Source organism: Cumulibacter manganitolerans (assembly GCF_009602465.1).
GTDB classification, from domain to species: domain Bacteria; phylum Actinomycetota; class Actinomycetes; order Mycobacteriales; family Antricoccaceae; genus Cumulibacter; species Cumulibacter manganitolerans.
On sequence record NZ_WBKP01000003.1, the window covers coordinates 108,949 to 119,953 of the forward strand.

The 11,005-nt window shown below is 72.4% G+C and carries 11 protein-coding genes and 1 riboswitch; of the genes, 7 read left to right on the forward strand and 4 right to left on the reverse strand.

The genetic code is table 11. The annotated features are described in order from the left end of the window. Positions 1–104 precede the first annotated feature (104 nt). The 3 genes from F8A92_RS01995 to F8A92_RS02005 are packed head-to-tail and all read left to right on the forward strand — an operon-like array spanning position 105 to position 3,274. A complete protein-coding gene (locus F8A92_RS01995; protein ID WP_153502869.1) occupies positions 105–1,310 on the forward strand; it encodes an acetyl-CoA C-acetyltransferase in 1,206 nt (401 codons plus the stop codon). Continuing rightward, entirely contained in the window at positions 1,310–2,302 is a 993-nt protein-coding gene (gene meaB, locus F8A92_RS02000) for a methylmalonyl Co-A mutase-associated GTPase MeaB (protein ID WP_153502870.1), read from the forward strand. The genes F8A92_RS01995 and meaB overlap by 1 nt, the downstream gene beginning before the upstream one ends. Positions 2,303–2,311: 9 nt before the next feature. After that, on the forward strand, positions 2,312–3,274 hold the full coding sequence (locus F8A92_RS02005; RefSeq protein WP_153502871.1) for a PfkB family carbohydrate kinase: 963 nt from the start codon (positions 2,312–2,314) through the stop codon (positions 3,272–3,274). Here F8A92_RS02005 and F8A92_RS02010 read toward each other — a convergent pair. Next, positions 3,243–3,632, reverse strand: a complete 390-nt coding sequence (locus tag F8A92_RS02010) for a GntR family transcriptional regulator (protein ID WP_153502872.1) — start codon at positions 3,630–3,632, stop codon at positions 3,243–3,245. The genes F8A92_RS02005 and F8A92_RS02010 overlap by 32 nt on opposite strands. After that, positions 3,629–4,558 carry a hypothetical protein gene (locus F8A92_RS02015; protein WP_153502873.1) on the reverse strand — a complete coding sequence of 310 codons (930 nt, stop codon included), beginning with the start codon at positions 4,556–4,558 and terminating at the stop codon, positions 3,629–3,631. The genes F8A92_RS02010 and F8A92_RS02015 overlap by 4 nt, the downstream gene beginning before the upstream one ends. 124 nt (positions 4,559–4,682) lie before the next feature. Between F8A92_RS02015 and F8A92_RS02020 the strand changes: the two genes are divergently transcribed. Further along, a complete protein-coding gene (locus tag F8A92_RS02020; RefSeq protein ID WP_228389120.1) occupies positions 4,683–5,177 on the forward strand; it encodes a MarR family winged helix-turn-helix transcriptional regulator in 495 nt (164 codons plus the stop codon). A gap of 114 nt (positions 5,178–5,291) precedes the next feature. Then, positions 5,292–6,995 (forward strand): acyl-CoA mutase large subunit family protein, encoded by a 1,704-nt coding sequence (locus F8A92_RS02025; RefSeq protein ID WP_153502874.1) that lies wholly within the window; start codon positions 5,292–5,294, stop codon positions 6,993–6,995. A 115-nt stretch (positions 6,996–7,110) separates the two neighbouring features. Here the strand turns inward: F8A92_RS02025 and F8A92_RS02030 are convergent, their stop codons facing one another. Further along, complete coding sequence (locus tag F8A92_RS02030) at positions 7,111–7,476, reverse strand: hypothetical protein (RefSeq protein WP_153502875.1); 366 nt, start codon at positions 7,474–7,476, stop codon at positions 7,111–7,113. A 34-nt stretch (positions 7,477–7,510) separates the two neighbouring features. Beyond that, a riboswitch (SAM riboswitch) is annotated at positions 7,511–7,622 on the reverse strand. Positions 7,623–7,730: 108 nt separating this feature from the next. Here F8A92_RS02030 and F8A92_RS02035 point away from each other — a divergent pair. After that, entirely contained in the window at positions 7,731–8,477 is a 747-nt protein-coding gene (locus F8A92_RS02035) for a maleylpyruvate isomerase family mycothiol-dependent enzyme (RefSeq protein ID WP_153502876.1), read from the forward strand. Between the two features lie 31 nt (positions 8,478–8,508). Further along, positions 8,509–9,519: a co-chaperone YbbN gene (locus F8A92_RS02040; protein WP_228389121.1), complete on the forward strand. Its 1,011-nt coding sequence runs from the start codon at positions 8,509–8,511 to the stop codon at positions 9,517–9,519. 73 nt (positions 9,520–9,592) lie between these two features. Here F8A92_RS02040 and F8A92_RS02045 read toward each other — a convergent pair whose 3' ends face one another. Then, positions 9,593–10,993, reverse strand: coding sequence for a neutral zinc metallopeptidase (locus tag F8A92_RS02045; protein ID WP_153502877.1), 1,401 nt, complete (start codon positions 10,991–10,993; stop codon positions 9,593–9,595). Positions 10,994–11,005 lie beyond the last annotated feature (12 nt).

Here is an 11,005-nt window from a genome sequence, read left to right on the forward strand (position 1 = left end):
TCTAACCGGTGGTCGACAGTGACGCCTTTCACCCGGACGCCGCCGCTGCAGGGTCCCCGGTGAAGAAGTAAGGTGCCCATAACCCATCGCTTCAAGGAGTCATCATGACTGCATCCGCTGGCCGAACCTCTGTCATCGTCTCGGGCGCGCGCACGCCGATGGGCCGGTTGCTCGGTTCGCTCAAGGACTTCTCCGGCGCCCAGCTCGGCGGCCTGGCCATCAAGGCCGCCCTCGAGCGCGGCGGCATCGCCGGTGACCAGGTCGAATACGTCATCATGGGCCAGGTGCTGCAGGCCGGCGCGGGACAGATCCCGTCGCGGCAGGCGTCGGTCGCGGCCGGCATCCCGATGAGCGTGCCGTCGCTGACCATCAACAAGGTGTGCCTGTCCGGCCTCGACGCGATCGCGTTGGCCGACCAGCTCATCCGGGCCGGCGAGTTCGACATCGTCGTCGCCGGCGGGATGGAGTCGATGACCAACGCCCCGCACCTGATCCCGAACGGTCGCACCGGCACGAAGTACGGCGCGTTCGAGGTACTCGACGCGATGGCCTACGACGGGCTGACCGACGCCTTCGACAAGGTGTCGATGGGCGAGTCGACCGAGCACCACAACGGCAAGCTGGGCATCTCGCGCCAGGAGCAGGACGAGTTCGCCGCCCGCTCGCACCAGCGGGCCGCGGCTGCCGCCGCCGAGGGGCGGTTCAAGGAGGAGATCGCGCCGGTCGAGATCCCGCAGCGCAAGGGCGACCCGGTCGTGTTCGAGACCGACGAGGGCGTCCGCGCGGAGACCACCGTCGAGTCGCTGGGCAAGCTGAAGCCGGCGTTCGCCAAGGACGGCACCATCACCGCGGGCACCGCCTCGCAGATCTCCGACGGGGCCTGCGCGGTCGTCGTGATGAGCAAGGAGAAGGCCACCGAGCTCGGGCTGGAGATCCTCGCGGAGATCGGCGCCCACGGCAACGTCGCCGGGCCGGACAACTCGCTGCAGTCGCAGCCCTCGAACGCGATCAACCACGCGCTGCAGAAGGCGGGTCGCTCGCTCGACGAGGTCGACCTGGTGGAGATCAACGAGGCCTTCGCCGCGGTCGGGATCCAGTCGATGCGCGACCTGGGCATCGACGCCGACAAGGTCAACGTCGACGGCGGCGCCATCGCCCTCGGCCACCCGATCGGCATGTCGGGCGCTCGCCTGGTGCTGCACCTGATCTACGCCCTGCGTGGACGCGGTGGCGGCACCGGCGTGGCCGCCCTCTGCGGCGGCGGTGGCCAGGGCGACGCCCTGATCATCGACGTCCCCGCACCCGCCTGATGACGTCGGGCGGCCTGCGCCGCGACGCCGGTGTGGCGGAGCTCGTCGAACGAGCCCGCGACGGACAGGCGCGGGCGGTGGCCCGGCTGATCTCGCTGGTCGAGGACGCCTCGCCGCGGCTGCGCGAGGTGGCCGCGGCGCTCGCCCCGCACACCGGCCACGCCACGATCATCGGTCTCACCGGCTCGCCGGGCGTGGGGAAGTCCACCTCGACGTCCGCCCTCGTGCGCGCCTACCGCGCGCAGGGCAAGCGGGTCGGCGTCCTGGCGGTCGACCCGAGCTCGCCGTTCTCCGGCGGCGCGCTGCTCGGCGACCGGATCCGGATGCAGGACCACGCCACCGATCCAGGCGTGTTCATCCGGTCGATGTCGACCCGCGGCCACCTCGGCGGCCTTTCGTGGGCGACGCCGCAGGCGCTGCGCGTGCTGGACGGCACCGGGTTCGACGTCATCCTGATCGAGACCGTCGGGGTCGGGCAGGCCGAGGTCGAGATCGCCTCCACCGCCGACACCACCCTGGTGCTGCTGGCTCCCGGGATGGGTGACGGGATCCAGGCCGCCAAGGCCGGCATCCTGGAGATCGCCGACGTCTTCGTCGTCAACAAGGCCGACCGGGACGGCGCCGACAACGTGGTGCGCGACCTGCGGAACATGCTCGGGCTGGGCGGACGGCACTCCGACGCGGGCGCGTGGCGCCCGGCCATCGTCAAGACGGTGGCCGAGAAGGAGCAGGGCGTCGAGGACGTGATCGCCGCGATCGACGCGCACCGCGAGTGGATGGGCGCCAAGGGCGTCCTGCACGAGCGCCGGCTGGCCCGGGCGTCCGCCGAGATCGTCGCGCTGTCGATCGCGACGCTGCGCGAGCGCATGGGCGACGTCGAGGGCCACGCCTCGGTGCGCGCGCTGTCGGAGAAGGTCGTCGCCGGGACGACCGACCCCTACCTCGCCGCGGACGCGCTCGTCGCCGAGCTGGGCGCCGACCTCGGCTCCTGACTGCCGGCCATGCCGCGCGTCATCCACACCGGGCAGGCGCTCGTCGACTACGTCCTGGACGTGCCCGAGCTCCCGGTCCGCGGCGGCAACGTGTACGCCTCCGCCGGGCGTCGCTCGGCCGGGGGAGCGGTGAACATCCTGGTCGCTGCCGCCCGCAACGGCGCGCACGCCGTCCATGCCGGCGCGCACGGCACGGGGGAGAACGGCGACCTGATCCGCGCGACGCTCGCGCGGGACGGCGTCGAGCTGTGCAGCCCGCCGGTGCCGAACGTCGACTCGGGCATCTGCATCTGCCTGCTCGAGCACGATGAGCGCACCTTCGTCACGACCCGCGGCGCCGAGCGGCGCATCAGCGAGTGCAGCCTGCAGCGCGCGGAGCCGGTCGCCGGGGACGTGGTCTGCGTCGACGGCTACACGCTCGTCGCCGGAGCGACCGTCGAGCCGATGCTGGCCTGGTTGGAGGGCCTTCCCGACGGCGTGGAGGTGGTGCTCGACCCGGCGGCCGACTTCGCCAACCAGCCGGAGGAGGTCCGCCGGCGCGCGGTGGCCGTGACCACTGTCTGGACCTCGAACCTCGACGAGGCGGCCGACATCTGCGCCGCGGCCGGGGTGGCGGTCCCGGCGTCCCTCGACATGGCGGCCGCCGCCGGCCTCGTGGCCGGCCTCCTGGCGCCGGGCGCGGTGAGCATCGTGCGCGACGGGCCCAACGGCTGCGCGGTGCGCGTCGACGGTGTCACCACTGCCGTGGCCGGCTTCCCGCAGCGACCGGTGGACACGAACGGCGCGGGAGATGCGCACACCGGCGTGCTCGTCGCGGCCCGCCTCGCGGGCGCGGGCTGGGGCGACGCCGCGCGCCGGGCGAACGCCGCGGCCGCGATCAAGGTGACGCGGATGGGGCCCGCGACCGCGCCGGGGACGGAAGAGATCGACGCCTGGCTCGCTACCGGCTCCGGGAGCCCAGCCGGGCGGTGACGGCGGCGCCGATCTCGGCATCCGTGGCACCGAGTGCGCGCGCCTGGGCGACGACCGCCGCGATGATTCGGTCGAGCTCGGCCCGGCGTCGGTCGCTCACCCCGAGGACCAGACCCGGCCGCACCCGCGTCCCGGCGCCGCGCCGGGTCTGCACGAGCCCCGCCTGCTCCAGCTCTCGATACGTCCGGGCCACCGTGCCGGGGGACAGCCGCAGGTCGGCCGCGAGCTGCCGGACCGGCGGCAGCCGCCGCCCGGCCTCCAGGGCGCCGGTCACGATGAGCGAGCTCAGCTGGCGGCGCAGCTGCTCGAAGGGGGGCGTGGGGTCACCGGCCTCGACGTGCAGCGACGCGGTGCTCATCCCGCCAGCGCGCCCGTTCGCGGCTCCTGCGGAATGGACGGCTCGCCGCGCTGCACGAGCAGCCGGGCGAGCGCCCACCCGGTCACCACACTCGCCGCGAGGGCGATGACGATCAACAGCCAGCCCCCGACGGCGTACCCCGCGGACCCGTGGCAGGTAGCGCCGCCCGCCCCGGACGCGCGGTACATCGCGCCGGCGCCCCCGGCCGCCACCGCAGCCAGGCTGGCGCTCACGCCTGCCGTGGCCGCGGCGGTGATGGCGCACATCGACCGGGCGCGAAGCAGGTCCTCCTGCGCTGCCTCCCCGACGTCGGCGGCCAGGCTCCCGCGAGCGGCCACCACGCGCGCGGACACCGCCCACAGGAGCAGCACGGCACCGATCGCGACCGCCACCGGGATCGCGTAGTACGACCCGGGGTAGGGCCCGGTGCTGCCGCGACCGGTGATGCCGTCGGCGTCCGCGCGGCAGATCCAGGCGAGGGCGCGGCCGCGGCGGCCGACGTCGTCGGGGGAGGCGGTCGCGGCGGTCACGCCCAGCACCAGCACGAGGCCGCTCGAGACGGCGGCGAGCGCGGTCCCGAGGGCCCGCGGCCGGTACCGGCGCGGCGACCGCACGTCGAGACCGGCCCGGCGGCGGCCCGCCCGGCCCGGGGGCGGCGGAATCAGCTCGCCGACGGCGACGACGGCCATGACGGTGACCGCGAAGACGGCCGGCGCCAGCAGCAGGCCCCGGCCCAACGCCCCGGTGGACGCCGCGAGCAGCGACGTGACGATCGCGACCGCCAGCGCGGCGACCCGGAACCGTTGCGCGCGGGCCTCGTAGGCGGCCAGCTCGGTGCCGAGAGCGACGCGCTGGGCCGGCCGGGCGCGAATCCCGGTGACGACGCCGGCCAGGACCGCGAGCACCAGCCCTAGGGGGAGCAGCATGACCTGCATCGCAGACCCTTCCGGTCGATGTATCGAGCATCTGGTACAAAGTGTCCGGGCATCGACTCTTTGTGTCAACTGGTTGACACAAACAGCGCTGATCGACGGTCGCTAGGGTTGCGGGGTGACCTCGTTGCCCTTCGACCCCATCGAGCGCGCGGCCGAGAACTGGCAGGACGCGTGGGGCGACGCTCGCCGGATGCGGCTGGCCACCTCGATCATGCGCGTCCAGCAGCTGCTCATCAACGCGTACGACGAGGCGTTGCGCCCGCACGGGCTGACCTTCGCGCGCTTCGAGGCGCTGGTGCTGCTGCGTTTCTCGCGCAGCGGGGCGCTGCCGATGAAGGTGATCGGAGACCGGCTGCAGGTGCACCCGACGTCCGTCACCAACACCGTCGAGCGGCTGGCCGCGGCGGGCCTGGTCGAGCGGCGCAAGAACCCGCGGGACGGCCGCGGCGTCCTCGCCGAGCTCACCGACGAGGGCCGCGCCGTGGTCGAGGAGGCCGCGTCGGACCTCATGCGGCTGGACTTCGCGCTCTCCGCGCTGCCCGACGACGAGGTGGACGCCGTGGCGGCGTCGCTGTCGCGGCTACGCAAGGCGGCCGGTGACTTCGAGTGACCGGCGTCGCAGAATGATGGGGAGAAGCAGGCGTTCCGAAAAATAGTAGGAAGTCCTACTATGTAGGTACCCCACCACCCGACATGGCGGCGTATGCCGCGAACGGAGTGCACCATGGCCGATGAGAAGACTTCCGCCCGCGCCCGCTGGCAGGCCGCGTACGACGACGCCGTGGCGAAGGGCCGCGTCGTGGACCGCGACTACACCACGCTCTCCGGCGTCGAGGTGGAACCGGCGTACGGCCCCGCGGACGAGTCGAGCGTGCCCGCCTTCGAGAACATCGGGTACCCGGGGCAGTTCCCGTACACCCGCGGGCTGCACGCCACCGGCTACCGCGGACGCCCGTGGACGATCCGCCAGTTCGCCGGGTTCGGCAACGCCCAGCAGACCAACGAGCGCTACAAGATGATCCTCGGCGCGGGTGGCGGCGGCCTGTCGGTGGCCTTCGACATGCCGACGCTGATGGGCCGCGACTCCGACGACCCGCTCGCCCTCGGCGAGGTGGGGCACTGTGGCGTCGCGATCGACTCGGCGGCCGACATGGACATCCTGTTCGACGGCATCGCGCTGCAGGACGTCACGACGTCCATGACGATCTCCGGACCGGCCGTGCCGATCTTCTGCATGTACATCGTGGCGGCCGAGCGCCAGGGCGCCGACATCCACAAGCTCAACGGCACGTTGCAGACCGACATCTACAAGGAGTACATCGCGCAGAAGGAGTGGCTGTTCGCCCCCGAGCCGCACCTGCGCCTGATCGGCGACCTCATGGAGTACACCTCCAAGGACATCCCGGCGTACAAGCCGCTGTCGGTCTCGGGCTACCACATCCGCGAGGCGGGCTCGACCGCCGCACAGGAGCTCGCGTACACCCTCGCCGACGGCTTCGCCTACGTCGAGCTCGGCCGCTCGCGCGGCCTCGACGTCGACGTGTTCGCGCCGGGCCTGTCGTTCTTCTTCGACGCGCACGTCGACTTCTTCGAGGAGATCGCCAAGTTCCGCGCCGCCCGCCGCATCTGGGCGCGCTGGCTGCGCGACACCTACGGGGCGAAGACCGAGAAGGCCCAGCAGCTGCGCTTCCACACGCAGACCGCCGGTGTCTCGCTCACCGCGCAGCAGCCGGACAACAACATCGTCCGCACCGCGGTCGAGGCGATGGCGGCAGTGCTCGGCGGCACCAACTCGCTGCACACCAACGCCCTCGACGAGGTGCTGGCGCTCCCGTCGGAGCGCGCGGCCGCGATCGCGCTGCGCACCCAGCAGGTCATCATGGAGGAGACCGGCGTGCTGAACGTCGCCGACCCGCTCGGCGGCTCGTGGTACGTCGAGGCGCTGACCGACAAGATCGAGGCGGAGGCGGAGAAGATCTTCGCCGAGATCATCCGGATCGGCGGAGGCGAGGAGGCCAACCACGAGATCGGGCCGGTCACCTCCGGTCTGCTGCGCGGCATCGAAGAGGGCTACTTCATGTCCGAGATCGCCGACGCCGCGTTCATCTACCAGGCGTCGCTGGAGAAGGGCGACAAGAAGGTCGTGGGCGTCAACACCCTCACCCAGACCGACGAGGAGGAGCTCGAGATCCTGCGGATCAGCCACGAGGTCGAGCTCGAGCAGCGTCGGGTGCTGGCCGAGCGCAAGGAGGGGCGCGACGAGGGACGGGTCCGCGCGGCCCTCGACGAGATGCTCGCGGCCGCGCGTGGCTCGCAGAACATGATCCCCTCGATGCTGGAGGCGTGCCGCGCCGAGGCCACGCTCGGCGAGATCTGCGACGCGCTGCGCGACGAGTGGGGCGTGTACCGGGAGCCGGCACGGTTCTAGCCGTCGTCCAGCGGCGGTCGCCGGAATCTGCGCAGCGGGCTTCGCAGGTGAAAGCGGGGAAGCTTCCCCGCTTTCACCCACGAAGCCCGCTTTCGCTGTGTGGGGGAAGGGCCGGCTACTCCTGCGGCGGCCGGTTCACGGCGATGCCGGTGCCGTCGGCGACGGAGGTGATGGCGGTCTGCGGCACCCGCAGCGCGGTGAATCCCCCGGACTCGATCCGCACGTTGATCCAGGTGCCGCCGAGGTCGACGGCGTGCAGGCCCTCGTGGACCCGCGCCGGGGCGCCGGCGGTGACGGCGAGCTCGCGGTCGTGCCACACCTCGACGGTCGGCTGCTCGGCGAGGTAGGTCAGCGTCAGCCGCCCGGTACGCCGGTCGTAGCCGTCCACCACCGCGTCCCGCCAGCCCCACCAGGTCTCCCCGAGCTGGCGGCCGTGGATGAAGTGCATCCGGTAGCCGGGTGCGTAGACGTGCTGGTCCATGGTGACCTCCTTCGTGCGCGGACGCGGAGTGTCCCGTCCGTCGTTCCGCTCGCGAGGGATCGCGGGCGGCCGGTCTGTCTCCGGAGCACCCGCGACGGGCGGGTTGCTGCCTGGCCAGCCGGAACTTTCCGCCAGGGCTCTGGACCTACGCCGAGCGTACGACGCCCGGGCGACAAGTTTTCGGTGCGCGCCCGTGGGCGGGTTCGGACGGACCGACCTGGGACGACGCGCACGGCGGTAACTAGGCTGGGGTGATGACCACCGTGCTGTCCCACGACACCTACCTCGCGGCGCTCGAGCGCTCGGCGGCGCGGCTCACCGAGTGCGCGCGCCGAGTCGGTCCGGACGCCGACGTCCCGTCGTGCCCGGGCTGGCGGGTCGGCGACCTGCTCGCGCACCTCGGCGGCGTGCACTCCTGGACCCGCGGCATCATCGCCGGCAACGGGCCCCGGACGCCGCGCGACGAGCCGTCGGGCGAGCTCACCCAGTGGTACGCCGACCAGGCCGGGGCGCTGGTCGAGGCGCTGCGCGCGGCCGACCCTGCCGCGCCGTCCTGGTCCTTCGGCAGCGACCGATCGGTCGGCTTCTGGATCAGGCGGCAGCCGCACGAGGTCGAGATGCACCGCGTCGACGTCGAGCTCGCCGGCGGCAACGCCGTCGCCTACGACGTCGAGCTCGCGGCGGACGGCGTCAGCGAGGTCCTCGACGTGATGGTCCCGAGGCGGCACGCCGACCAGCCCGCCGCGGTGGGTGCGCCCATCCGCCTGGTCGCCGCCGATACCGGCGACTGGTGGCTGCTGCTGCCGAGCGAGCGCACCGGTGTGGTCGACTACCGGCACGGCACCGGCGGCTCCGCGCCGCAGGAGGCGGCGGTGACCGCCACCGCGTCGGCGTCCGACCTCGTCACCGGCCTGTGGCGGCGCACGCCCTCCGACCGCTGGCAGATCGACGGCGACCGCGCCGTCCTCGACGCCCTGCTCGCCTCGGGTCTCACCCCCTGACCCAGCAGTCCGACCACGAAAGGACCCCCAAGTGACCAGGCCCCGCCCCCGTCCCCAGGCCCAGCAGGCCGCGCTGTCCGCGGCCCTGTCCGGAGCCGTCGACCTCAGCGGCCTCAAGGCGCGTGCCGACGCGGCGCGCTCGCAGGCCGGCCAGTCGGCGCTGCAGGCCGATGCCACGGAGCAGCCGCCCGCCTCGGGCGCCCAGCCGCCGTCGTCCGGCGCGCCCGACGCCGCTCCCGCCGGCGGCCAGGGCGGCCAGTACGTCGTCGAGGTGACCGAGGCCAACCTGCAGCAGCTCATCGAGCAGTCCATGCAGGTCCCCGTCGTGCTGGAGTTCTGGCTCGCGAACGCCGACCAGAGCCAGCAGTACGGCGACCTGCTCGTGCGGCTGGCAGACGAGGGCGAGGGCACCTGGCTGCTCGGGCGCGTCGAGGCCGAGTCCCAGATGCGGGTCGCCCAGGCGATGCGCCTGCAGGGCGTGCCGGCGGTCCGGGCGATCTTCCAGGGCCAGATGGTCGCCGAGTTCGACGGCCTGCAGCCCGAGGCCAACCTGCGGCAGTTCCTCGCCGAGCTGGTGCGGGCCGCCGGCGGGACGCTGCCCGAGGGCGCCGGTCCGCAGGAGGATCCGCGGGTGGAGCAGGCCGAGGCGGCGGTCGCGGACGGCGACCTCGATGGCGCCGAGGCGCTGTACCGCTCGCTGCTGGCCGACCAGCCGGCCCACCCGCTGGCCAAGGACGCGCTGACCCAGATCCAGCTGATGAAGCGGCTGGAGACCGAGGGGGAGTCCGACGTCGACCAGGTGATCGCCCAGGCGGACGCCGCACCGGCCGACCTCGACCTGGCGCTCAAGGCAGCCGATCTGCAGGTCGCCTCCGGTGACTACCAGCAGGCCTTCGACCGGCTGCTGCACATCGTCCGCGGGACGGACGCCGACGCCAAGGATCGGGCCCGCGAGCGGCTGATCGAGCTGTTCGCGATCGTCGGCAACGCCGAGCCGGCCGTCGCCACCGCGCGCCGCAACCTGGCCTCCGCGCTCTTCTAGGCTCTGGCGGTGGGTTGTACCCCGCTATCGGCCAGATAGCGGGGCAGAACCCACCGCGAGAGGACCGAGGCGGCTAGCCGAGGCAGGACTTCGCGGCGCCCTCGGGGTCGTCGCGTCCGGCCAGCACCGCTTCACGGAAGGTGTTGATCCGGTCGAAGGAATCGATGCCGTAGGTCTGCACGAACGCGTCGTCCTCGCCGATCGCGATCAGCAGCATGACCGCTTCGTCGAGGTCGCCGGCCGACAGCTTCAGGTCGCCGCTGGTTGGCGAGGGCTTGTTGGACACGGTCGCCTCGAAGGCGCCGCCGGCGAACGCGCCGACCAGGCACAGCCGCTGCTCGAACGGCTTCTTGCCGTCGATCTTCGTGCCGCTCTCGTCCTGGATCGCGGCCGCGTATCCCAGGCCGACCGCCGCCATCGCCGCGAAGTCGCCGAACTTGTCGTACGACTGCTGCAGGAGCTTCGTCTCGGCGTAGTGCACGGTCGTGTCGGCGGGGCAGTAGAAGACCTGCTCGTCGCTGGGCTTGCCGTCGCACTTGGCCGAGCTGCCGCTGAAGCCGGACGCCGGGACGTCCTGCCAGTCGGTGCCGACCACGGCCTGCCCGAACGCGTTCATCGCCGGCGGGATGGTCTGCAGCGTCTCGTCGTACGGGAGGTTGCCCTCGTTGGCCTTGTCGGTGCTGGTGTACGCGATCTCGGTGTACTGGCGATCCTTGCCGAACGAGGTGTAGCAGTGCTTGCCGCCCTCGTTGAAGCCCTCCTGGAAGGCGCCGACCCGGTCGAACGCCGAGCCGTGCGCCATCTGGTCGTCGGCCGAGGCTCCGGGCTCGTCACGCAGCATGAGGTACCCGCCGAGCACGGTGTCCAGATCGGCGTCGGTGGCCTTGAAGTGCGCGGTGCCGTCGACGGCCGCGTGCGTGAAGACACCGGCGTAGCAGTCCGCCTGCCCCTCCCAGGCGATCGACTTGTCCGACTGCACGCCCACGCGGTCCTGGATCGCGTGCCCGAACTCGTGCGCGAACACCAGCGGCACGATGAACTCGCCGAACTCCTTGACCAGCTCGGTCAGGAACTTGCGGTCGTACGCGATCGCGTCCTCGGTGGGGCAGTAGAAGGCGTTGTTGGCCGCGTACTGCTTCTCGTTGTCGGCGAAGCACGGGATCGGCTCGCTCTGGTCCGGCTCGTACGCGTGCACCCCGCCCTCCAGCTTGGGCATGCTCTTGCCGAACGTCTTCTTGAACTGCTCGTCCCAGTACGTCATCACGTCGTCGAGGGAGTTGGCGACGAGCTGGTCGATCTTGCTGCCGTTGCCGTTCTCGATCGGCAGGTCGGACGGCGCCGCGTTCTTCTTGACGCCGCCGGCGTCCGGGGACGCCTGGCCGATCACGGTGCGCGTGCAGGCGCTTCCCGCGACGACGACGGCGAGCAGGAGGGCGAGGGCGGCTACGGCGCGTCGCAACGGCGTGGGGCTCACGAGAGGTACCTC

What these genes read in the sequence shown, in the direction of transcription:
- F8A92_RS01995 (WP_153502869.1), top strand. Translation starts at nt 105, where the DNA reads ATGACTGCATCCGCTGGCCGAACCTCTGTCATCGTCTCGGGCGCGCGC.
- meaB (WP_153502870.1), top strand. Translation starts at nt 1,310, where the DNA reads ATGACGTCGGGCGGCCTGCGCCGCGACGCCGGTGTGGCGGAGCTCGTC.
- F8A92_RS02005 (WP_153502871.1), top strand. Translation starts at nt 2,312, where the DNA reads ATGCCGCGCGTCATCCACACCGGGCAGGCGCTCGTCGACTACGTCCTG.
- F8A92_RS02010 (WP_153502872.1), bottom strand. Translation starts at nt 3,632, where the DNA reads ATGAGCACCGCGTCGCTGCACGTCGAGGCCGGTGACCCCACGCCCCCC.
- F8A92_RS02015 (WP_153502873.1), bottom strand. Translation starts at nt 4,558, where the DNA reads ATGCTGCTCCCCCTAGGGCTGGTGCTCGCGGTCCTGGCCGGCGTCGTC.
- F8A92_RS02025 (WP_153502874.1), top strand. Translation starts at nt 5,292, where the DNA reads ATGGCCGATGAGAAGACTTCCGCCCGCGCCCGCTGGCAGGCCGCGTAC.
- F8A92_RS02030 (WP_153502875.1), bottom strand. Translation starts at nt 7,476, where the DNA reads ATGGACCAGCACGTCTACGCACCCGGCTACCGGATGCACTTCATCCAC.
- F8A92_RS02035 (WP_153502876.1), top strand. Translation starts at nt 7,731, where the DNA reads ATGACCACCGTGCTGTCCCACGACACCTACCTCGCGGCGCTCGAGCGC.